Annotated in this window: 22 protein-coding genes and 1 pseudogene; 12 read left to right on the forward strand and 11 right to left on the reverse strand. The window is 54.0% G+C overall.

What is annotated here, in order from left to right:
* Nucleotides 1-132 precede the first annotated feature (132 nt).
* The 6 genes from fghA to rsmI form a co-directional block, all read right to left on the reverse strand.
* Nucleotides 133-972 (reverse strand): S-formylglutathione hydrolase, encoded by an 840-nt coding sequence (gene fghA, locus G549_RS0115415; RefSeq protein ID WP_036223245.1) that lies wholly within the window; start codon nucleotides 970-972, stop codon nucleotides 133-135.
* A 229-nt stretch (nucleotides 973-1,201) separates the two neighbouring features.
* On the reverse strand, nucleotides 1,202-2,311 hold the full coding sequence (locus G549_RS0115420; RefSeq protein ID WP_027835773.1) for an S-(hydroxymethyl)glutathione dehydrogenase/class III alcohol dehydrogenase: 1,110 nt from the start codon (nucleotides 2,309-2,311) through the stop codon (nucleotides 1,202-1,204).
* A gap of 61 nt (nucleotides 2,312-2,372) precedes the next feature.
* A complete protein-coding gene (locus G549_RS0115425; protein WP_036223062.1) occupies nucleotides 2,373-3,017 on the reverse strand; it encodes a MarC family protein in 645 nt (214 codons plus the stop codon).
* 47 nt (nucleotides 3,018-3,064) lie between these two features.
* Complete coding sequence (gene gshB / locus G549_RS0115430) at nucleotides 3,065-4,012, reverse strand: glutathione synthase (protein WP_027835775.1); 948 nt, start codon at nucleotides 4,010-4,012, stop codon at nucleotides 3,065-3,067.
* A gap of 10 nt (nucleotides 4,013-4,022) precedes the next feature.
* Entirely contained in the window at nucleotides 4,023-4,400 is a 378-nt protein-coding gene (locus G549_RS0115435; protein WP_027835776.1) for a YraN family protein, read from the reverse strand.
* The gene (rsmI, locus tag G549_RS0115440) at nucleotides 4,397-5,287 is read right to left on the reverse strand and encodes a 16S rRNA (cytidine(1402)-2'-O)-methyltransferase (protein WP_027835777.1); all 891 of its coding nucleotides are present in this window, start codon (nucleotides 5,285-5,287) and stop codon (nucleotides 4,397-4,399) included. Before rsmI ends, G549_RS0115435 begins: the two co-directional genes overlap by 4 nt.
* 183 nt (nucleotides 5,288-5,470) lie before the next feature.
* Between rsmI and G549_RS20635 the strand changes: the two genes are divergently transcribed.
* Entirely contained in the window at nucleotides 5,471-6,751 is a 1,281-nt protein-coding gene (locus G549_RS20635; protein WP_169449665.1) for a penicillin-binding protein activator, read from the forward strand.
* Nucleotides 6,752-6,772: 21 nt separating this feature from the next.
* Nucleotides 6,773-7,270: a P-loop NTPase family protein gene (locus tag G549_RS0115450; RefSeq protein WP_246778388.1), complete on the forward strand. Its 498-nt coding sequence runs from the start codon at nucleotides 6,773-6,775 to the stop codon at nucleotides 7,268-7,270.
* A 263-nt stretch (nucleotides 7,271-7,533) separates the two neighbouring features.
* On the opposite strand, the gene hemW is transcribed toward G549_RS0115450, so the two are convergent.
* From hemW to rph, 3 genes are read right to left on the reverse strand one after another with little or no spacing between them, the layout of a single operon-like run.
* Nucleotides 7,534-8,697 (reverse strand): radical SAM family heme chaperone HemW, encoded by a 1,164-nt coding sequence (hemW, locus tag G549_RS0115455; RefSeq protein ID WP_027835779.1) that lies wholly within the window; start codon nucleotides 8,695-8,697, stop codon nucleotides 7,534-7,536.
* Nucleotides 8,690-9,328, reverse strand: a complete 639-nt coding sequence (rdgB, locus tag G549_RS0115460) for an RdgB/HAM1 family non-canonical purine NTP pyrophosphatase (protein ID WP_027835780.1) — start codon at nucleotides 9,326-9,328, stop codon at nucleotides 8,690-8,692. The genes hemW and rdgB overlap by 8 nt, the downstream gene beginning before the upstream one ends.
* Nucleotides 9,329-10,054: a ribonuclease PH gene (gene rph, locus G549_RS0115465; protein ID WP_027835781.1), complete on the reverse strand. Its 726-nt coding sequence runs from the start codon at nucleotides 10,052-10,054 to the stop codon at nucleotides 9,329-9,331. It abuts the gene before it with no gap.
* A gap of 297 nt (nucleotides 10,055-10,351) precedes the next feature.
* Here rph and hrcA point away from each other — a divergent pair, with 297 nt between their 5' ends.
* Nucleotides 10,352-11,425: a heat-inducible transcriptional repressor HrcA gene (gene hrcA / locus G549_RS0115470; protein ID WP_036223064.1), complete on the forward strand. Its 1,074-nt coding sequence runs from the start codon at nucleotides 10,352-10,354 to the stop codon at nucleotides 11,423-11,425.
* A gap of 84 nt (nucleotides 11,426-11,509) precedes the next feature.
* Nucleotides 11,510-12,127 carry a nucleotide exchange factor GrpE gene (grpE, locus tag G549_RS0115475; RefSeq protein ID WP_027835783.1) on the forward strand — a complete coding sequence of 206 codons (618 nt, stop codon included), beginning with the start codon at nucleotides 11,510-11,512 and terminating at the stop codon, nucleotides 12,125-12,127.
* A 50-nt stretch (nucleotides 12,128-12,177) separates the two neighbouring features.
* Here grpE and G549_RS0115480 read toward each other — a convergent pair whose 3' ends face one another.
* Nucleotides 12,178-12,597, reverse strand: coding sequence for a GFA family protein (locus G549_RS0115480; RefSeq protein ID WP_027835784.1), 420 nt, complete (start codon nucleotides 12,595-12,597; stop codon nucleotides 12,178-12,180).
* Nucleotides 12,598-12,807: 210 nt separating this feature from the next.
* Between G549_RS0115480 and G549_RS21540 the strand changes: the two genes are divergently transcribed.
* Nucleotides 12,808-14,790, forward strand: a complete 1,983-nt coding sequence (locus tag G549_RS21540; protein ID WP_169449667.1) for a putative bifunctional diguanylate cyclase/phosphodiesterase — start codon at nucleotides 12,808-12,810, stop codon at nucleotides 14,788-14,790.
* A gap of 9 nt (nucleotides 14,791-14,799) precedes the next feature.
* On the opposite strand, the gene G549_RS0115490 is transcribed toward G549_RS21540, so the two are convergent.
* Entirely contained in the window at nucleotides 14,800-15,414 is a 615-nt protein-coding gene (locus G549_RS0115490; protein ID WP_027835785.1) for an alpha-ketoglutarate-dependent dioxygenase AlkB family protein, read from the reverse strand.
* Between the two features lie 289 nt (nucleotides 15,415-15,703).
* Between G549_RS0115490 and dnaK the strand changes: the two genes are divergently transcribed.
* The 7 genes and pseudogenes from dnaK (at nucleotide 15,704) to dapB (ending at nucleotide 22,452) form a co-directional block, all read left to right on the forward strand.
* Nucleotides 15,704-17,617 (forward strand): molecular chaperone DnaK, encoded by a 1,914-nt coding sequence (gene dnaK / locus G549_RS0115495; protein WP_027835786.1) that lies wholly within the window; start codon nucleotides 15,704-15,706, stop codon nucleotides 17,615-17,617.
* A 71-nt stretch (nucleotides 17,618-17,688) separates the two neighbouring features.
* Nucleotides 17,689-18,837: a molecular chaperone DnaJ gene (gene dnaJ / locus G549_RS0115500; RefSeq protein ID WP_027835787.1), complete on the forward strand. Its 1,149-nt coding sequence runs from the start codon at nucleotides 17,689-17,691 to the stop codon at nucleotides 18,835-18,837.
* Nucleotides 18,838-18,916: 79 nt separating this feature from the next.
* On the forward strand, nucleotides 18,917-19,462 hold the full coding sequence (locus tag G549_RS0115505; RefSeq protein WP_027835788.1) for an NADPH-dependent FMN reductase: 546 nt from the start codon (nucleotides 18,917-18,919) through the stop codon (nucleotides 19,460-19,462).
* 48 nt (nucleotides 19,463-19,510) lie between these two features.
* Nucleotides 19,511-20,044, forward strand: a complete 534-nt coding sequence (locus G549_RS20645) for a histidine phosphatase family protein (protein WP_246778389.1) — start codon at nucleotides 19,511-19,513, stop codon at nucleotides 20,042-20,044.
* A gap of 318 nt (nucleotides 20,045-20,362) precedes the next feature.
* Nucleotides 20,363-21,058: pseudogene (pyrF, locus tag G549_RS22055) on the forward strand (orotidine-5'-phosphate decarboxylase); the annotation flags it as partial.
* 90 nt (nucleotides 21,059-21,148) lie between these two features.
* Nucleotides 21,149-21,580 carry a GNAT family N-acetyltransferase gene (locus G549_RS22060; protein WP_246778393.1) on the forward strand — a complete coding sequence of 144 codons (432 nt, stop codon included), beginning with the start codon at nucleotides 21,149-21,151 and terminating at the stop codon, nucleotides 21,578-21,580.
* 65 nt (nucleotides 21,581-21,645) lie between these two features.
* On the forward strand, nucleotides 21,646-22,452 hold the full coding sequence (dapB, locus tag G549_RS0115520) for a 4-hydroxy-tetrahydrodipicolinate reductase (protein WP_027835789.1): 807 nt from the start codon (nucleotides 21,646-21,648) through the stop codon (nucleotides 22,450-22,452).
* The last annotated feature ends 3 nt before the right edge of the window (nucleotides 22,453-22,455 follow it).

The raw sequence follows: 22,455 nt of genomic DNA on the forward strand, positions 1-22,455 counted from the left end.
ACCAACCCATGGCGTCCTGGCCCAGCGATAAGTCGAGAAAAGGCGGGCGAATTGGCCCGGATGGGGAGGACCCTATTCGATACCCCAATTTGCCAGACTGATGATAGTGTCCGCCCTGCACACTTTTGTAACTTACCCCAGCCGCGCCGCGTGCCAGCGCAAATGATCATCCATAAAGCTGGAGATAAAATAGTAAGAGTGGTCGTAGCCCTCGCGCATATTCAAAGTCAGGCCAATGCCTGCTTTCTCGCAGGCTTCGCGCAGCAGCCAGGGCTTTAGCCCGTCGTCTAAAAACCCGTCGGCTTCACCTTGATCCACCAACAACGCATCATAACGGGCGCCATCTTCAATCAAATGCACCGCATCATATGCGCGCCAGGCGTCTTTATCGTCTCCCAAATAGGCGGAAAGTCCTTTTATGGACCAGTCGCAGCTTGACGGGTTCACAATCGGTGCAAAGGCCGAACAGCTTTTAAATTTTTGCGGATTTTTCAGTGCCAAGGTCAACGCCCCATGGCCACCCATGGAGTGCCCAAAAACGCCGATACGCGCTGGATCAATGGGGAAATTGGCCAGCACCAGATCATAAAGCTCGTCGCGCACATAGGTTTGCATTTGATAATGGGCGGCCCATGGCGCTTGTGTCGCGTCGAGATAAAAGCCCGCGCCCTTGCCCAATTGCCAATCATCGGGGTCATCCGCCACCTCATCGCCGCGTGGTGATGTGTCTGGGCACACAATGATCATCCCCAATTCCGCGGCCATGCGTCGATATTCGCCCTTATCCAACACATTTTGATGAGTGCAGGTGAGACCTGATAGATAAAACAGGGCGGGGCACTTCTGGGTTTTCGCCTGCGGTGGCAGAAAAACGGCAAAAGTCATCGCGCAATTGGTGGAGATGGCCTGATGGCGATAAACGCCTTGGATGCCGTCAAAAGCTTTGGCTTCAGAGATGGTTTCTAGTGTCATATTGATAAGTTCTTTTCTGTTCATCCCAATGGATGCGCGTTCGCTCTTACATATGCCCACGTCACAAACGTCATCCCTGTGAAAACGGGGATCCAGTCGTGCGTATGCCAAGGCGCACCGCCATTATCATTGTGCCACAACGACAGTCCAATCTGGATTCCCGCCTGCGCGGGAATGACAAGTTGAGGGTCTCCCTACATCGTAATGCGCTGTTTGGCACAAACTACCTTTAATACACCACCACAGAACGGATGCTCTCGCCGCTATGCATCAAGTCAAAGCCTTTATTGATTTCATCAAGGCTCAGCGTGTGGGTAATCATCGGGTCAATTTCAATTTTGCCCTGCATGTACCAATCTACAATTTTTGGCACATCGGTGCGGCCGCGGGCGCCGCCGAACGCGGTGCCTTTCCAGGTGCGGCCGGTCACCAATTGGAACGGACGCGTTGAAATTTCAGCACCTGCAGGGGCCACGCCGATAATGATGCTTTCGCCCCAGCCTTTGTGGGCTGATTCCAGCGCCTGTCGCATCAAATTGACATTGCCGATACACTCAAAAGTGTAATCCGCGCCGCCGCCCGTCAAATCCACAAGGTACGGCACCATATCGCCTTCCACCTCATTTGGATTGACAAAATGGGTCATGCCAAAGCGCTCGCCCCATTCTTTTTTGGCGGGGTTGGTGTCGACACCAATAATCATGTTGGCCCCGGCCAACCGAAGCCCTTGGATCACATTGAGGCCGATGCCGCCCAGGCCAAACACCACGGCGTTTGCGCCGGGTTCCACCTTGGCGGTATTGATCACCGCGCCAATGCCTGTTGTCACGCCACAGCCGATATAACAGACCTTATCAAAAGGCGCGTCCGGGTTGATTTTCGCCAAGGCGATTTCCGGTACCACGGTGTAATTGGCAAAGGTTGAGGTGCCCATATAGTGGAAGATTTTTTCGCCATTGATGGAAAAGCGCGAGCTGCCATCGGGCATCAGGCCCGCTCCTTGGGTGGAGCGAATTTTTTGGCACAAATTGGTTTTGGGATTGAGGCAATATTCGCATTCGCGACATTCCGGCGTATAGAGCGGAATCACATGATCGCCGGGCTTCAGCGACGTGACGCCTTTGCCCACTTCCACCACAACGCCCGCACCTTCATGGCCCAAAATGGCGGGGAAAATGCCCTCCGGGTCGGCGCCCGACAGGGTGAACTCATCTGTGTGGCAAATGCCGGTGGCTTTGATTTCCACCAGTACCTCGCCATCGCGTGGCCCTTCCAATTGTACAGTTGTTACTTCCAATGGCGCGCCCGCTTTGGTCGCGATTGCAGCTCTCACATCCATTTTGGCCTCCTCAATTTTTGACGAGGCTACCTCAGATTCGCAAAGCTGACGAGAGAGAAATTTACAGACTCATGCGCCCCAGCAGGCCGCTGGTCATCAAGCCATCAAAAATGAACTGGACAGACAAGGCGGCCAACAGCACGCCAACAATGCGCGAGATCACATGCAGCACGGTGAAGCCCAGTATGCGTTGCAATTGCGTGGCGCCCAGCAAAAATAAATAGGTGAGCATCAAAATCAGCAGCAAGCCTGCAACTACTGCTACTTGCCGGGACGGATCGCCGCTGGCATCGGCCATCAAAAGGATCGTTGCGCCAATCGCCCCCGGCCCGGCGATCAGTGGTGTTGCCAAGGGAAAGACTGAAATGTCGGAAGAAGATGCCGCTTCGGCGTTTTCTTCATCTGTGGTGGAGGTGCCGCCGGATGAGCGGGCAAAGACCATATCGATGGAGATCAGCAGCAATAAGATGCCGCCTGCGGTGCGCAAAGCAGGCAAGCTAATGCCAAAAATAGACAATAGCGGTTCGCCGAAAAACACGAAGAACAACAAAACGGCGCCACCGATCACCACGCCTTTAAACACCATGGCACGGCGTTCCGCCGCCGTGGCCCCTGCGGTCAGTGCGGCGAACAGCACCACAATGTCCGCCGGCCCGATGGTGGCGAAATAGGTCGTGAATGACACCAGAAATGTCTCAATTGGCATGCGCGATCAGCCCTTTGATGCCCCCAAACAAATGAAGTCTGGCACGCCTAGCGGCGTTTTTCAATCGCATCCCAAATCAGCGCGGCAATGTCCGGTCCGCCAAAGCGTTTGATTTCGCGAATACCGGTGGGCGAGGTCACATTGATTTCGGTGATATAATCGCCGATCACATCGATGCCAACAAAGATAAAATCGCGCTCTTTCAAAGCCGGGGCAATTTTGGCGCAAATCTCGCGTTCCCGGTCCGTCAATTCGCTCAGCTCTGGCCGCCCGCCCACATGCATGTTGGAGCGGCTTTCACCTTCCGCGGGGATGCGGTTCAGGCCGGCCACAGGCTCGCCATCAATGATGATAATGCGTTTGTCGCCCTTGCGTACATCCGGCAAATATTGCTGGATCATAAAGGGTTCGCGGAAGCTGGATTCAAAAATCTCCAACAGCGAGACCAGATTGTGATCATCCTGACGCAGCATAAAAACGCCCGCGCCGCCATTGCCGAACAATGGTTTGACGATGATGTCGCCATGACGCTTGCGAAAATCAACAATTTGCGCCCGATCGCGGGTCACCAGGGTCGGCGGCATAAGTTCTGGAAACTCGGTGACGAGAATTTTTTCCGGCGCGTTGCGTACATGATCAGGCTGGTTCACCACCAGGGTTTTGGGATGCAACCGCTCAAGCATGTGGGTGGTGGTGATATAATGCATGTCAAAAGGCGGGTCCTGCCGCAGCAAGATCACATCGAACTGGCTGAGATCGATCAAGCTCGCCTCGCCCATCTCAAACCAATGATCCACATCATCGAACAGTTTGACTGACGCAACTTCTGCTTTCACCACGCCATTCTCAAGGCTGAGTGTGGCTGGGGTGTAATAGTGAACCTCGTGGCCGCGCTGCTGCGCTTCCAACATCATGGCAAAGCTGGAATCGCCTCTCGGGTCAATGTCGGCAATCGGGTCCATTTGCACAGCAATTTTCAGTTTTTTGTCGGTCATAGCGCCGGTGTCATCCTTCGTAAATATCTTCAGCCTGAAAGGCATTTTGGATATGGATGGGCCAGCGCCATGGCGCAAGACCGATCACATCGAATTGTTTTTGATGGCTAGCATATTGCTGATTTCTGGCCAACCAATATTGTGCCGCGCGGCGGTGACGGTGCGGCTTGATTTGGGCCAACGCCATCTCCAGCGCGCCCACGCCGCGGCGGGCTTTGACCTCGACAAAAACCAATGACTGGCCCCGCTGCGCCACCAGATCCAGCTCGCCAACCGGCGTTTTTACCCGTCGCGCCAAAATGCGACAGCCTTTCAGACGTAAAAACAGTTCCGCCACCCCTTCACTTTTACGCCCAAAGCGCTCGGCTTGTTGGCGGCGGTGGATCATTTTTTCATCTCCAGCGCCGCTTGATAGACTTGCTTGCGCTTCAGCCCGAAACCTTGGGCCACCTCATCAACAGCGGTGCGCAGCGGCAGTTCTTTGAGCCGTTCAGCCAACACGGCTTGCCATTCATCCTGATCGGGAACGGCTTCTGCGCTGGCGCCCTGCACCAAAATCACCAATTCGCCCTTTACGCTCTGGCCGTCAAAATCGCTGGCCAAATCCGCCAAATTGCCGCGATATAGGGTCTCAAATTTTTTGGTGATTTCCCGCGCCACAACGGCCTGTCGATCTGCGCCAAATATTTTGGCCATCGCCGCCAAACATGCGGCGACACGCTTGGGCGATTCATAAAAAATCAGGGTTTCGGTGCGGCCTAAAAGGTCGGACAAACGTTCCTCACGTGCCATTTGCTTTGGCGGCAAAAAGCCTAAAAATGAAAACTGGTCGGTGGGCAATCCGGCGACGGCGAGCCCGGCCAGTAGTGCTGAAGCGCCGGGCAAGGCGATAATATCAATGTCAGATTTCGCAGCTTCCCGCACCAGTGGGAAACCAGGGTCCGACAGAAGCGGCGTGCCCGCATCTGAAATCAAGGCAATGGCCTGGCCGTTTTGCACCTGCTGCACAACATGTTGAGCCATTTGGCTTTCATTATGCTCATGCAGTGCTTTGCGGGGTGTTTTGATGCCATAGGCGGATAAAAGCTTGGCGGAAGTGCGCGTATCCTCGCACAGAATCAAATCAACGCCTGCCAAAATCTCCAGCCCTCGCAGGGTCATATCCTTTAAGTTGCCGATGGGTGTGGCCACAATATAGAGGCCAGGTGGGGCTTTGGGCGCATTCAAGCCATGTTCGCCGATAAAATAGCGTCGATCCGGGGATAATTGCGCCATACAATTTGCTCAATTCCTAAATATATGTTGATTTCAGCTGTTAAGCGCTCACACTATAGTGTATCGCGCATCGGGGACAAGCATCGTGATTTGGCCAATTTGGCGGAATGCATGGCAATGATGATGCAAAAAGATTTGTGCCAAACGGCAGATAACGCGCACAAATCAAATAGGAGTTTGGGCATGGCATTTATTCACGCTACAGCCAGCAATATCACACACAAAAATTCAATTTCTCGCGGTCTCAGATGGCTGGCCAGTATTGGCGCCGGGATCGCGTTGCTGGGCTGCACGCCTGATTTTAATTTTGGCCCCTCGTCCGGGCTTGATCGTGGTGTAGACCGCCCTGATTTGAGCAGCCAAAGCAATTTGCCCCCCGCTCTGGGCGAAGTGATTGGCGAAGGCAATGTCCGCGTTGCGCTGCTTTTGCCCCTCAGCGGCAATGAAGGCTTGGCCAGTGTGGGCACCTCCATGCGCAATGGCGCAAAGATGGCGATTGATAAGATCAATAGCTCGGCCGGGTTCCCGCGCAATGTCCAAATCGTCATCAAGGATACACAGGGAAATGCAACCACCGCTCGCTCTGCTGCAGCGGAAGCTATCACTGAAGGCGCAAGCTTGATTTTGGGACCGCTCCGGTCTGATGGGGTGCGCGCCGCGGGCGCAGTTGCCCGTTCATCGGGTGTGCCATTGATTGGCTATTCCAACAATTCTGGCGCAGCCGCTTCCGGCGTCTATTTGCTGAATGTTTTGCCGGAGACCGAAGTGAAACGTTCCATTCAATATGCGCAAAAATTTGGTCGCCAGAGCTTTGCTGCAATTGTGCCGCGCACCGCCTTTGGCCAAATTCAGGAAGGCGCATTCCGGGTTGCGGCCTCCCAATCGGGGGCCAGCATTCAAGGCATTTATCAATTCTCTGACGAAACAGAAGCCCGCACCGCTGTGGAACAAGTGGTGCCGTTCCTGATCTCCGGGCAAATTGATACGCTGTTTATTCCAGATCGGGCCACGGCCCCTTCCATCGCGGTCTTGCTCGAATCTGCACAGATCGACAAAAGCAGCATCACCATTTTGGGGTCTGCCGACTGGGATGGCGACGAACGCATTAGCCAAACACCCTTTTTGGCGGGCGCGTTCTTCCCGGCTGTGGATGGCGCAGGCTATGACAAGCTCAAGCCTGAATATGAAGCCATTTATGGCACAACACCGCACCCCATGGTTACCTTTGCCTACACGTCTGTTTTGTTGGCCAATTCTTCAAGCCTAGCCACCTCAACACCGCCCTATAATCGCCAGCAACTGACCCGCGCCAGCGGCTTTTCCGGACAGGACGGGGTGTTCCGCTTTGAGGACAATGGCACCAACGCACATGCTTTGGTGATGAAGCAGGTGGAATTGGGGGGCAGCCGCGTGGTGGACGAGGCCAAAATACCTAGCGCAACGGCTGTTGTGACGACACGGTAGCGGCATTTGACCCGAGTCAGCGTGATTGGAAATGCAGGTGGTGGCAAGTCTAGGCTGAGTGCTGCCATCTGTGCCAAACACGACTTGCCGAATATTTCGATAGACCATTTACAATGGCAGCCCGGCTGGGTGCCCACACCACCAGATCAGTTTTCCGCGGCCCACCACGCAACCTTGGCACAATCCCGCTGGTTGATTGATGGCTATGGCCCGTGGGAAAGCGTAGTCGAGCGGTTGAACGCGTCAGATACAATCATTTTTGTCGATTTCCCCCTATGGCGGCATTATTGGTGGGCCACCAAGCGGCAGATCAAATCCGTGTTTGTCGGCCGCCCAGACGGCCCCGAACGCTGTCCGATGCTGCCAGTAACGTTCAAGCTTTATAAAATGATGTGGCACGTGCATCAAAAATCTCGGCCCCGACTGCTGAACGAACTCCAGAAACACGCACAAACCAGCCGGATCATTCATATCCGTTCACCCAACGAGCTGAATGCATTCAAGCGCACTCCGGTTTAAAGAGCGTCGCATGTGCGATCTCAGAGGGCCCGCACCGGAGAAGGCAAGCTTTCAGTGCTTATGTACGTTTGTTTGTTCTGTCTCACGGCTATTCGACGCTGCGCATCGGCCTGCGACGGCGCGAAACCTGAAGGTTTCGAGGTCCTCGCTGCGCTCGTCCACTCTTTTCCCTCACTTGCTCAAAATTTGTGTGGGGTACCAATCGGCGGGGGTGCCGGGGTAGTGAGCGCAGCGAACGACGGCGGCGCGTAAAAATGGCCAGATTAAGCCGCGAGATCAGCGACCACCGCGTCCAGCACGGGGAAGCCTTTGTCGGTCACTCGCAAATTGCCATTGTCGAGATATTCGATAAAGCCGATGCCCATCAAATGCTCGATTTGCTCAGACTTCAACGGTTTACCGGTTAGTCTTTCATGGCGCTTGGGGTCAATGCCGGTTTTGAGCCGCAGGCCCATCAGCAAATATTCGTCGCCCTGCTCGGTGCGCGACAATGCATCATATTCCACAAAGCCTACGCCTTTTTCATCCACCCGCTCGGCCCATTTAAAGGGCATGCGTTCGGTTGAGGTCGCGACGCGTTTGCCGCTCACCACCAACCGCCCATGGGCGCCGGGGCCGATGCCCGCATATTGGCCATAGTGCCAATAGATTAGATTATGACGGCTTTCTTCGCCGGGCTGGGCATGGTTGGAAATTTCATAGGCGGGCAGCCCGTGATCTTCGCAAATTTCTTGCGTCAGCTCATAAAAATGTGCGCCCAGATCGCCATCCGGCATTTGCAGTTTGCCCGCTTGGAACAGGTCGAAATATCGTGTGCCTTCTTCAATGGTGAGCTGATAAAGCGAGATATGTCGATCCGCGATGGAAAGGGCTTCCAGCAGCTCTTCTTCCCACTCTTTCAGTGTTTGATGCGGCCGGGCATAGATCAGATCGTAGGAAAAACGGTCAAATGTGGTGCGCGCTAAATCCAGCGCTTTTTTGGCTTCGTCAACCGAATGAAGACGCCCCAGGGCTGCCAACGGTTCGGCACGCAAGGACTGCACCCCAAGTGACACCCGGTTCACCCCAGCCAAACGATAGTTTTGAAATTTTTCCTGCTCAACGCTGGTGGGATTGGCCTCGAGCGTGATTTCCACCTGGTTGGTCAACCGCCAGTTTTGATTGATGGCAGAGATGATTTTTTCGACGCTGCGCGGGTCCATCAAGGACGGGGTGCCGCCGCCAAAAAAGATTGAGCTCACTTGCTGGTCGGGCACCAACTGCGCCTGATGTTCGATCTCTTTGATGTAGCGGTCCACATAGACCGTTTCATCAAACGGGCCATGGTGCACATGCGAATTGAAGTCGCAATACGGGCACTTGGACGCGCAAAACGGCCAATGGACATAAACGCCAAACAATTCTGGATCTGTGGCGAAATCAGCCAATGCAGCAGGCCTCTACAAATTTGGAGAACGCGCGCGAACGGTGGGACAGGCCAATTTTATCCGGTGCCCATGCGTGCTTTTCATCTTCGGTCATTTCACCGAAGGTGCGGTTGTGGCCCTCGGGCAAAAACATGGGATCATAGCCAAAGCCTTTGTTACCCCGTGGCGGCCAGACCAAGCTGCCAGACACGCGACCTTCAAAACAGGCCGTTTCCCCCTCAGGCGTGGCCAAGCACAACACGGCCACAAAGGCTGCGGTGCGCTGGCCTGGGCCCATGGCCCCCTTTTGCATCAGCTCGGTATGCACCTTCACCATGGCATTGCCAAAATCGCGTTCGGGGCCGCCCCAGCGGGCTGAATAAATGCCCGGTGCGCCCTCCAGCGCATCCACGCTTAAGCCCGAATCGTCGGCCAGCGCCCAAAGCTTTGCGCCCTTTGCGGCGGCCAGGGCCTTGAGTTTGGCGTTTTCTTCATAAGTAGTGCCGGTTTCTTCTGGCTCAGGCAGATCCAATTCTGCCGCCGAGACAAGCTCCAAACCAAATGACGACAACAAGGTGCGCAGTTCGCGTACCTTGCCTTCATTGTGGCTGGCCACCACCAATTTTTGTCCGCGCTCTAACGTTAGTGCCATCTAGATCGTTTCTCCGTTTAACACCCGCTTTTGCATTTCAACCAACTCGCTGATGCCTTTTTGCGCTAAGCCAATCAGGCTTTGCAGCTCATCCGCGCTGAAGGGTTCTTCTTCGGCCGTGCCTTGAATTTCAACAAATTTGCCTGCACCCGTCATGACAAAATTGGCGTCGGTTTCCGCGGCGCTGTCTTCGTCGTAATCCAGATCAAGCACAGGTGTGCCTTGATAAACCCCACATGACACGGCGGCCAGATGATCGCGGATCACATTGTCGCCAACGATTTCGCGTTCCTTCATCCACGCCACGGCGTCGCTCATGGCAATGAACGCGCCGGTGATGGCAGCGGTGCGGGTGCCACCATCGGCTTCGATGACATCGCAGTCGACAGTGATTTGGTTTTCGCCGAGCGCTTGCATATCGACAACGGCGCGGAGCGAACGCCCGATAAGCCGTTGAATTTCTTGCGTGCGACCAGATTGTTTGCCCGCTGTGGCCTCGCGGCGCATGCGCTGACCTGTTGAACGCGGCAACATGCCATATTCGGCTGTGACCCAGCCCACGCCCTGGCCGCGCCGCCACGGCGGCAGATTTGTTTCAACGCTGGCCGTGCACAAAACCCGTGTGTTGCCAAAACTGATCATGCACGAGCCTTCGGCATGATTTGAGACATTGCGTTCAATTTTGACAGTGCGCAGTTGATCGGGGACGCGTTTTGAGGGTCGCATGTTTTTTCCTTGTGCTCGCGGCGTTTGATCCAGCCTCTTAGCGGCTTCATGGCTCAAGGTAAAGGGAAGGTTAATCCCCAATGGCCCCCATCGTCCACCAAATGGTGAAAAAGCTAAATCTTTCCAACAGATTCCACAAAGATTACTGTAATTTTATCGTAATTTTACACATCGATTTCAGTTTGTGGATAGCGACAAACAAACAGTGCGGTGGCAGGGGGGCTTGGCGTTGAGAGCAAGTGCGCTTAAATAGAGTGCACAATGATAAATTAAGTGATGAGCAACTTTGGGATATCGATGACCAACAACCAAGATTTTCTATCTGTGCTGAACGCACGTTCGCAGGGCATTTTCCGGCGGCTGGTTGAACGCTATTTGGAAACTGGTGAGCCGGTTGGGTCGCGACAATTGTCGCAAGCCCTTGATATTTCCTTGTCTCCCGCTTCGGTGCGCAATGTGATGGCGGATCTGGAAGATCTCGGCCTGATTGCTGCGCCACACACGTCAGCCGGGCGGGCGCCGACGCAATCGGGCTTGCGCTTTTTTGTCGATGCCATGCTGGAAGTGGGCGCGGTGAATGAAGAAGAGCGCCGCGCCATCACGCAAAATTTTGAAGGCGTTGCCCACCATGAAAAGGTGGAAGATGTGCTGACCCAGGCCAGCCAGGTACTCTCCGGCCTGTCCCGCGGGGCGGGGCTGGTGATGGCGCCCAAGGCCGATGTGGTGCTCAAGCATATCGAATTTGTGCAGCTGGAAAAGAACCTCGCCATGGCCGTGATGGTGGGGGAAGATGGGCATGTGGAGAACCGCGTTTTCTCCACGCCGCCCGGTTTGACCATGAGCGAGCTGGCGCAGGCGTCAAACTATTTGTCCAGCTTTGTGGCAGGGCACACGCTGCGCGAAGCCTTGCAGCAAATGGAAAAGGCACAACAACGCCAGCAATCAGAATTGGACCATTTGACCAATAGTTTGGTCGAAGCGGGTCTGGCCACCCTGTCAAAAGACAATAATGATGCCAGCCCAACCTTGATCGTGCGCGGGCGGGCCAATTTGATCAATGACACCATGGCCAATGAAGAATTGGACCGGGTGCGGCAACTGTTTGACGAGTTGGAAAGCAAGAAGGCCATTATCGACCTGTTGTCCGACACGCGCGATGCCGATGGAGTGCGGATTTTTATCGGATCGGAGAATAAGCTTTTCTCCTTGTCCGGTTCTTCCGTCATCTTGTCGCCATTTACGGACCATAATGACAAGGTGGTGGGCGTTGTGGGCGTGATCGGTCCGACGCGCCTCAACTATGCCCGGATCGTGCCTGCTGTGGATTATACGGCCCATGTGGTGTCAAAATTGATCCATAAGCGGGGCTGAACCCAAGACAAAGCTTGAAATTGATCGCATGATGGTCGATATGCGGGGCAACAGCGATTTTCACAATATAGAGTTAGAAGCCAAATGATGAGCGACGACGAGAAAAAAGTGGACGAAACTGAAGTTCAGGATGGCGCCGACGAAGCGCAAAGCGAAGCAGACGCGCCTGAGGCGGCCGACCCTATCTCAGCTTTGGAAAGCGAAAATGCCAAACTGAAAGATCGTTTATTGCGGGCGGTTGCGGAAATGGAAAATTTGCGCAAGCGAGCTGAGCGCGACGTGAAAGATGCGCGCCAATATGCGATTGCCAATTTCGCCCGTGACATGCTGACGGCGACAGACAATTTGTCTCGTGCGCTGACGATCATGCCACAAGAAACGCGCGATGAGGCCACAGGCACATTCCAGTCTTTGATTGAAGGCGTGGAAATGACCGAACGGGAAATGATCCGCCTGCTTGAAAAGAACGGCATTACAAAGATTGAGCCTAAAGGCCAGAAATTTGACCCGCACTTCCACCAAGCCATGTTTGAAGTGCCCAACCCTGATGCGGTTGAAGGCACTGTGACCGAAGTGGTGCAGGCTGGCTATGTGATCGGTGAGCGCGTGTTGCGCCCAGCGATGGTGGGCGTGGCCAAGGGTGGCCCGAAAAGCGCTCCAGCCGCCGCGGACCAAGGCGACAATTTGGATAAGTCGGTCTAAATCCCGACTCAATCGTTTTTGACTGATCAGACGGCGCTTAGGGGCTCACCCTAAGCGTCGTTTTTATTGACCTCATCAAAGACCTGCTGCGTGGTCTTTTTGACGCTGTTTTCGCTTAAAAAGCCCATATAGTCAGGTTTAGCATCAACGAATATCTCGCTGGTGATTTCAAAGTCCGCATTTTCAAACAGCCCGGCGGAATAAATATAGTCCTGGCTGCCGACGGTGAGGTGATAAAAAAGCGTTGTGCCGCATTTTTTACAAAATCCCCGTTCGGCCCAATCCGATGAGGCATATCGCTCAATATGCTCCTGCCCGCTGGCCCTCAGTTCGCTATTGCCATGCAGACCAAGCAACGGTCCGCCACCGTTTATTTTGCGGCAGGTGGCACAATAACATGCCCCGATTTTATTCATTTTGTCCGGCGCCTGGATTTCTACGGCACCACACTGGCATTTGCCGATTTGCATTTAAATTTTACCCCCTCGTTAATCGATGGTTCACCCTAAAGATAAGTTCGCACAACTGGTGTTTTGTTTTTAACTCAAATTGAGGGGGGTGTCCTTTACTTTACTTGCTCTACGATTAAGGGGTGCCTGATGAGATTGAATTCTAAGGGTAAAAGTCTATTCATTATTGCGAGCTTGTTCACGATTTCGATCGCTGTAGCGAGCATATTCATGACTCAGACGATCATGGATCGGTTGTTGCGGCAGGATGCGCGGACCGACGGCATGGGATGGGCGCAAAGTGTGGCGGACCAAACCCATAATCTTGACGCCCTGCTCACAGGTGAACCTTCATTTTCGCTTACGGAACGTATTTTGGGCCGCTTGAGCACAGTGGGTAACATTTATTCGTTTGAGTTTCTGGCTCCAGACGGCACCCGATTGTTTAAAACAGGCTCTTACCACCCCGCCACAGGCGCCGATGCTGCAGCCTATCACGCGCATGAACATGCGGGCCCCAGCCCGGTAGCCACCGCAAGCACAACGCCAATGACAGACATGACGGCTGAACACACGCAGGGTGCGGAAGCAGGCAATGCCCATGATCATTCATCGCCAAAGGTTCAAGGCGACCATGCCAAACATATGGTGCGATTGGCCACGGGCAATGGCTTTAACGACCCTTTGCATTTTGCTGAGGTGACACATCCAATTTTAAAAGACGGGGAACTGGCCTATTCCTTGCGCGTGCGCGTGGACCAGACCGAACGCTTTGATCTTTATCAGGCAGCTGTATGGCAAATTACGGCGGTCTTGGCCGCCACGGCCTTGTTGGTTGTCGGCATTCCCGCAATTTTCCACATGCGCAGTCGCAAACAGGCCGAGCTCGCGGATAGGCGGGCCCACTATTTGGCCAAGCATGATCCGATGACCGGGTTGGCCAACCGCACAAACTTTTTAGAAAAAATGCAAACGGCCTGCGCCGAAATTGGCGATGGTGATGGCATTATTGTCCTGCTTTCGATCGACGTGGACAATTTCAAAGAAATCAATGACGGCTATGGCCATGATGTGGGCGATGAATTGCTGGTGCAATTTGCCGGACAACTCAAATATGAGTGCGAACATTTTGACTCCATCGCCCGCATTGGTGGCGATGAATTTGCGGCATTTTGTCGGTTCGATAGCGAAGCCGAAGCGGATGAATTTGTTGAGGCGCTTCAACGCGCCTTGTCACACCCCTATGAAGTCAAGGGCCACAATATGATCGCCACGGCCAGCATTGGGGCCGCCTATTTTCCAAGCAAAGCTGAAAATGTCACCGATTTGATGAAAAAGTCAGACATTGCGCTTTATGCGGCGAAAACAGAGGGGCGCAATTGTGCCGCCATATTCGCCGAACATATGGAAGACGAAATTGCCGAACGCCGTGAATTAGAAGCCATTTTGCGCCGCGCGGTGCACAATAGCGATTTCGAGCTCTATTTCCAACCGCTCTATTGTCAGCTTAAGTACCAGGCCTGTGGCTTTGAGGCCCTGATGCGCTTGCGTGATGCGAAAGGCAACTTCATTCCGCCAGACAAATTCATCCCTGTGGCCGAGGAAATGGGCATCATGGATGAGTTGGGCTTTCAAATTTTGAACAAAGGCACAAAAGCCGCCATGAAGTGGCCTGACCACATGCGCTTGGCTGTAAACCTTTCTGCCGCGCAGTTTGAAAGCGGTTCGCTTGTGGACCATGTGCATGCTGCGCTGGAGGAATCAAAGCTGCCCGCAGCTCGACTTGAGTTGGAGATCACGGAAAGCTTGCTGATGCAAAACACCCAGCGTAATTTGCGCCAATTGAACGCGCTGCAAGAGCTGGGCGTGTCTATCGCGATGGATGATTTCGGCACCGGTTACTCTTCGCTTGGTTATTTGTGGCAATTCCCGTTCGACAAGATCAAGATCGACAGGTCTTTTCTTGGCGGCGACGAAAAAGACAATGCCAAGGCCATGCAGGTCATCTCGACCATCATTGCCTTGGGTCACTCGTTGGAAATGCGCGTTACCGCAGAGGGCGTGGAAACCGAACGGCAGGTGGAAATGCTCAATAAGCTGAAATGTGATCAACTTCAGGGCTTCTATTTGGGTCGCCCCGCCCCTGAAGCAGAGCTTTCAAAATATTGGGAGAAGGATACCATTTCGCCAACAGAAAAGCTGAAGGCGGTTTAGCCCCATTTGCTAAAACGGCGTCACCCGCCTGAGGGTTAAATTGACCCGGCCACCGTCGGGGAAAACGGTCGGATGTGTATCCAAAAGCATTGAGCTTTGGGGAATGACCCGATCTATGCCGTGATAGGCCAACCGCGTGTCACCATCGAGCATGACAATATCACCTGAGGACAGCTCAAAGCTGGAGGTTTTGTCTTTGCGCGATTTGCCCCCAACGCGAAAGCGCGCCCGATCTCCGAGTGAAATTGAGAGCACTGGCGCCTCGAACGTTTCCTCATCGCGATCCTGATGCAACCCCATTTTGGCGCTGGTGGCATAATAATTGACCAAACAGGCTTCGGGATTAGCGGAGCATTTGGTCAAATCCGCCCAAATATCAAGCAGTGTTTGCGGCATTTGCGGCCAGTTTTGCCCTGTTTCAGGGTGCGTAGATTGATAACGATAGCCGTTTTCTTTGTCGGCCACCCAGCCCAACGGCCCCAGATTCGTCATGCGGACAGAGAAAGCCTTGCCGGTGCGGGGCATGCGGGGCACAAAAAATGGCGCCGCTTCAATGGCGCTAACCAATTGGTCGAGCAAATCTTTTTGCTGTTCAGTGGACAAATAGCCCGGAAAAAACTTCATTTTTGTCGCTCCTGCCATCGCTTTTCGATGCAATTGTCGTTATATAGCCCCGTTTGATAATTCGGGGACAGGATTACCTGTCATTGAATCGATAAAAAGGCGCGAGAATTTTTTAGTTTTTCTCGGTTAAACGCTTGAAGCAGGCATACGGCCTTCTTATATGTCGATCAATACCAAGGGATGTGCGGCGGCGCATTCCAAATCTTACGGGACCCGAGCGGCATTAAGCCGGTTTAAGACTGCTGGAAACGGGGTCAGACGCGGGTCTGCCAACAAAGAGGTTGAATAAATGGGTAAAGTAATTGGGATTGACCTTGGGACCACCAACTCATGCATCGCCGTGATGGATGGTTCCGAGCCTAAAGTAATTGAAAATGCGGAAGGCGCCCGCACCACCCCTTCAATGGTGGGTTTCACAGAAGATGAGCGCCTTGTTGGTCAGCCGGCGAAACGCCAGGCGGTGACCAACCCTGAAGACACGCTTTTTGCCATCAAACGCCTGATCGGTCGTCGGTTCGAAGACCCAATGGTGGAAAAAGACAAAAAGCTTGTCCCATACAAAATCGTGAAAGCCGACAATGGCGATGCGTGGGTGGAAGCCCGCGGCGAAAAGCATTCGCCATCGCAAGTGTCTGCCATGATCTTGCAAAAAATGAAGGAAACAGCTGAGAGCTATTTGGGTGAAGAAGTGACCCAAGCCGTGATCACTGTGCCTGCCTATTTTAACGACAGCCAGCGCCAGGCGACAAAAGACGCCGGTAAAATTGCTGGTCTGGAAGTTTTGCGGATCATCAACGAGCCAACAGCTGCAGCGCTTGCCTATGGCTTGGACAAGAAAGAAGCGGGCACCATCGCGGTTTATGACCTTGGTGGCGGTACCTTCGATATCTCGATCCTTGAAATTGGCGATGGCGTTTTTGAAGTAAAATCCACCAATGGTGATACCTTCTTGGGTGGTGAAGACTTTGATATGCGCATGGTCGATTATTTGGCCGATGAGTTTAAACGCGAAAACGGCATTGATCTGCGTGGCGACAAGCTGGCCTTGCAGCGCTTGAAAGAAGCAGCTGAAAAAGCCAAAATCGAATTGTCTTCAGCCACACAAACTGAAGTCAACTTGCCGTTTATCACTGCCGACCAATCTGGTCCAAAGCACCTTCAGTTGAAACTGACCCGTGCCAAGCTTGAACAGCTTGTGGCGGAATTGGTGAAGCGCACCGTTGAGCCTTGTAAAGCCGCATTGAAAGATGCGGGCATCACAGCTGGCGAAATTGACGAAGTTGTTTTGGTTGGCGGGATGACCCGTATGCCGAAAATCCAGGAAACTGTGAAAGAATTCTTCGGCAAAGAGCCTCATAAGGGTGTGAACCCTGACGAAGTTGTTGCGATGGGCGCGGCCATTCAGGCTGGCGTGTTGCAAGGCGACGTGAAAGACGTGTTGTTGCTTGACGTGACACCATTGTCTTTGGGCATTGAAACATTGGGCGGCGTGTTCACACGCTTGATTGACCGGAACACAACCATTCCGACCAAGAAAAGTCAGGTGTTCTCAACTGCGGAAGACAATCAGTCAGCGGTGACCATTCGGGTTTCACAAGGTGAACGCGAAATGGCTGCGGACAACAAATTGCTCGGCCAGTTTGATTTGGTGGGCATTCCACCCGCACCACGCGGCGTGCCACAAGTTGAGGTGACATTCGATATCGATGCCAACGGCATTGTGAATGTTTCTGCCAAAGACAAAGGCACCGGCAAAGAGCAACAAATCCGCATTCAAGCTTCTGGCGGTCTTTCCGATGATGAGATCGAAAAAATGGTCAAGGATGCTGAAGCCAACGCGGACGCAGACAAGCAGAAACGCGAATCTGTGGAAGCGAAAAACCAGGCGGAAGCCTTGGTGCACTCCACCGAGAGCTCCTTGTCTGAGCATGGCGACAAGCTGGATGACGAAACCAAATCAGCCATCGAGGATGCTTTGGCTGAATTGAAAACAGCGCTTGAAGGCGACAATGCTGAGGTGATCAAAGAGAAAACCGCAGCGCTTGCTCAAAGCTCCATGAAACTTGGCGAAGCCATGTACCAAGCCTCACAAGATGAGGAAAATGGCGACCAAGATGATGCTGGCGACGACAATGCAGATGACGTTGTTGACGCAGATTTTGAAGAGGTCAAAGACGACGAAGACGATAAGAAGTCTTCATAAACACCTCTCACGCAAAAATGGCGGGTTCAGTCTAAGGCTGTGCCCGCCATCAATCTTGGAGCTTAAGCGCCATGGAAAAACGTGACTTTTACGAGGTTTTGGGCGTCGACAAATCTGTTGACGACAAGGCCCTCAAGTCGGCTTACCGCAAATTGGCTATGAAATTTCACCCGGACCGTAACCCCGGGGATGACGAAGCGGAAGCTAAATTCAAAGAAGTTTCTGAAGCTTACGACACGCTGAAAGACCCGCAAAAACGCGCGGCTTATGACCGATTTGGTCATGCAGCGTTTCAAAATGGCGGCGGCGGCGCTGGTGGCCCCGGCTTTGGCGCGGATTTTTCTTCATCAATGTCAGACATTTTTGAAGATATTTTCGGCGACTTTATGGGCGGCGGTGGCCAACGGCGCGGACGCAACTCACAATTGCGCGGTTCTGACCTGCGCTATAATCTGGAAATTGATCTGGAAGAAGCCTATGAGGGGCGCACGGTTGAAATCGACGTGCCCACCATGGCCGAATGCGACACCTGTTCAGGCTCTGGCGCCAAGCCGGGCACCGGCTTTTCTACCTGTGGCACCTGTTCGGGCCACGGCAAGGTGCGCGCCGCGCAAGGCTTTTTCACCATTGAACGCACCTGCCCGCAATGTCATGGCCGAGGCGAAACCATGGATCAGCCCTGCACAGATTGTTCTGGGCAAGGCCGACGGCAGGAAAACCGCAATCTCAGCATTGATGTGCCGCAAGGCATTGAAGATGGCACCCGCATTCGCCTCTCGGGCGAAGGGGAAGCCGGGATGCGCGGTGGGCCTTCAGGCGATCTCTATATTTTCATTTCCATTCGACCGCATGAATTGTTCCAGCGCGATGGCGCGGATTTGTTTTGCCGTGTCCCCATCTCGATGACCACAGCGGCCCTGGGGGGCGAGTTTGAGGTGCCCGGGCTCGATGGCAGCCGCGCCCGCGTGAAAGTGCCACAAGGCACCCAGGCGGGCCAGCGTGTGCGCCTTAAAGGCAAAGGCATGCCCGTGCTGCGCGCGTCGCAGGTTGGCGACATGTATATTCAGATGGATGTGGAGACCCCGCAGAATCTGACCAAACGTCAAAAAGAGCTTTTGCAAGAGTTTGACGACCTGTCGACCAAGGAAAACAATCCGTCCTCAAACGGCTTCTTTGCAAAGATTAAAAGCCTTTTTGAAGGCTTTGCTGACAGCAAATAAAAAAGAAAAAACTTATTAAAAGGCTTGACGCAGGCTTTGGAATGAGTTTGTTTGCCGCCAGACGGAAAGAGAGATCATTATGGGTACTTTTTTGGCGGTGTCAGGCTCCATTCGGCAAGGCTCCTACAATGCAGAGCTGGCGCACTATATGGTGCGCCGAGCCAAAGAAAAGGGCTGGGATGCGGAATATGTCGATTTGGCCGACTACGACATGCCCCTGTTCAATGAAGATTTAGAACAAGCTCGAAAACCTGAATGCGCCCTGGAACTGGCCAAGAAATTTGCGCAAGCAGATGCCATTTTCCTCGCCACGCCAGAATATAATGGTTCAATCACCCCGCTTTTGAAAAACACCATCGACTGGCTGACCCGGCAGGGCCAAGGCGCGTTTTCTCATGCCATTTTTGGCATTGGCTCTGTGTCCTCAGGGGCGCTGGCTGGCGTGATGGCGCTTTCGCATATGCGCGATATTCTGTCCAAGCTCAGCGCCCTGATGGCGCCAACACCCCTCGGCATCGGCATGGGCGCCACCGCTTTTGACGAGGATGGCGAAATCGCCGACCCCCGCGTGAAGGCGCGAGCGGATAAGCTGGTGGATGAGTTGACGAGTATTAAGCGGGGATAAGAGGTTTATCTCACCCATCCGGAAGTTGTAGTTGACCCTCATTTGGACGTGACCAAATGGGGGCTTTCTTTTAAAGGGCAGGCACGCATTGAGGCCACCATTGATCGGGGCATATTCGATCATGTCGAAAAGATCATTTCCAGCGACGAGCAAAAGGCCATCGATGCGGCCACGCTCATTGGCGATCATCTAGGCATACAATTTCAAACTGATTCATGCTGCGGCGAGAATGATCGGTCTGCCACCGGCATTTTGCCAAAAGAGGAATTCGAGGCGGTAGCCACCCAGTTTTTCGCGCAGCCAGCCCAATCTATTCGGGGTTGGGAACCAGCGATAGACGCGCAACAACGGATAGTAGACGCCGTGCACAGCCATATGAAGGTGGCGGTTGAACAGCATATTCTGTTTGTTAGACATGGTGCCGTTGGCACGTTGCTTAAATGCCATCTGGCACAACGCCCCATTTCACGCGATGAAGATCAGCATTATTTCGGTGCACCCGGCGGCGGCAATATGTTTGCTTTTGACTGGACGGGACAGCACCTGCTCAGTGATTGGGTCGCTCTGGAAAACTGGACCTAACGCAACCGCTACATGGATTACCGGATCAAGTCCGGTAATGACGTGAGAGGGTGTTGCTACGACCTGAACAGCAAAAGAGCAGGGCACCCATCGGCGGGGGTGCCCGGGGTAGCGAGCATAGTGAGCGACGGCGGCGCGCAAAAAAGCGCCGGGGTGCCGGGGACGGGAGCCTGCCTGCGCCGCGTGAGCGCTGCAAAAGAGCTACCGGTTGCGGCGCTTAACAATGCCGGCAAAACATAAAGCACCAATAAAACTTGCCGTTTTCCCCGAACTGTGCGATGCCGTAACTCCGACGCCACCAGCCGCCGGAGCCCCCAAATGAGCAATGCGACCCCCCAATTGATCACCGCCCTTGATGTGCCGACCCGTAAGGAAGCGGAGGCGTTGGTGGAGCGGATGGATGATCGTGGGGTGTTTTTTAAAATTGGCTATCAGCTGATTTATGGCGGTGACGGCCTGGGGCTGGCGCGCGAGTTGAAGCGGGCGGGCAAAAAGATCTTTATGGATGTGAAGCTGCTCGATATTCCCAACACCGTGGAAAAAGGCGTGGCGGGCCTCGCCGAGTTGGGCGCGGACTTTGTGACCATCCACGCCGAACCCCATTGCATGGCCGCCGCGAAACGCGCGGTTGAAGGCACCGACACCAAGCTGCTTGGGGTGACGGTGATGACTTCGCTGGATGATGAAGATCTGAAGGCCTCTGGCTATGCTTATGGTGTGAGCGATCTGGTGGCGCGGCGGGCGGAACAGGCGACGGAAATCGGCATTGACGGGGTGATTTGCTCGGCCCAGGAAATTGAAATGGTGCGCGACTTGTCGGGCGGCAAGCTGATGGCGGTAACGCCAGGCATTCGCCCCAAAGGCAGCGCGGCGGACGATCAGAAGCGGATTTTCACCCCCTATCAGGCCATTGAAGCGGGCGCGGCGCATCTTGTGGTGGGGCGGCCGGTTTATAAGGCGAATGATCCTTACGCCGCCGCCGGGGCGGTGAATGATGAAATTCATGCCGCCAATGATGCGGTGACCCGCATTCGCCCGGCAGACCCGGAGGATGCGACTGTTCTGTCCGATATCGACAATGACGCCTCAAAACGCTTTGCCAATATGGGCGGGGCCTTTTCCAGTGCGCATTTAACCGGGCTGACCGCAGCCCAATATGCGGAAAAATTTCGCCAAAATGAATTGCTCTGGCTTATTGAGCATTGCGACCTGCCCGTGGGCTTTGTGCGCGCCAAGCCGGTGGATGATCTGCTTTATATTGCGGAAATCGGTGTGGCTCGCGCCCATCAGGGTAAAGGGCTGGGCCGCCGTCTGCTGGCACATATGCGCCGCTATGCGCGGGAAAATGAGTTTAAGGGATTGGCGGGTCTTACTTGGAAAGATGTGCCCTTTAATGGCCCCTATTATCTCCATAACGGCTTTCAAGCATGGTCCTTGGACCAAGCGGGACCGGAATTGCGCACCCTTGCGGCCAGTTCGGACGAGCAAAAACTCAACACCATTGGCGAGCGGATGATTTTTGGCGAACGGTTTTAGGTCACCTCCCCTTTCCACCACCCCGTTTTCTGGCTATCAAAGGGCCAGCAATGGAGAGTTTCTCAATGAGCGATCTTAAAATTTTGATTCTGGGTGCGGGTGGCCGCATGGGCGGCGCCAATATTCGCGCCATTCACGCCACCAAGGGTGCTGTGCTGTGCGCTGCGGTTGAGCGCGCAAACAGCCCGCATCTGGGCAAGGATGCCGCACAATTGGCCGGGCTGGAGCCGCTGGGTGTGTTGATCAGCGATGATCTGGATGAAGCAATTGCGCAAAGCGACGCAATTGTTGATTTCACCACACCGGACGCCTCTATCGATGTGGCCAAGCGGGCCAAAGGCAAAGTGCATGTGGTGGGCACCACCGGCTGGACCGCCGAACAAGATGCTGAAATTGAAGCCCAGGCTGGCCATCTCACCTTGGTGAAATCAGGCAATATGTCGTTGGGCGTTAACTTGCTGGCGGCGCTGGTGGAGAAGGCCGCGCGGGCCTTGCCAAAAAGCTTTGATATTGAAGTATTGGAAATGCATCACCGCATGAAGGTGGATGCGCCTTCCGGCACCGCTTTGCTGTTGGGCGAAGCCGCTGCCAAGGGGCGCGATGTTGATTTGGCTGAACAGGCCGTCCGCTCCCGCGATGGCATCACCGGAGAACGCGAAGAAGGCACCATTGGTTTTGCAACACTGCGCGGCGGCACGGTGACCGGTGAGCATGATGTGATTTTTGCGGGCGAAAAAGAGCGGATCAAATTGGGGCATATTGCCGAAGACCGTTCGGTTTTTGCGCAAGGTGCTATTCACGCCGCCCTTTGGGCGAAAGACAAGCCTGCTGGGCTTTATTCAATGATAGATGTTTTGGGATTAGAGGAATAAATC

Source organism: Maritalea myrionectae DSM 19524, assembly GCF_000423365.1.
Classification (GTDB): domain Bacteria; phylum Pseudomonadota; class Alphaproteobacteria; order Rhizobiales; family Devosiaceae; genus Maritalea; species Maritalea myrionectae.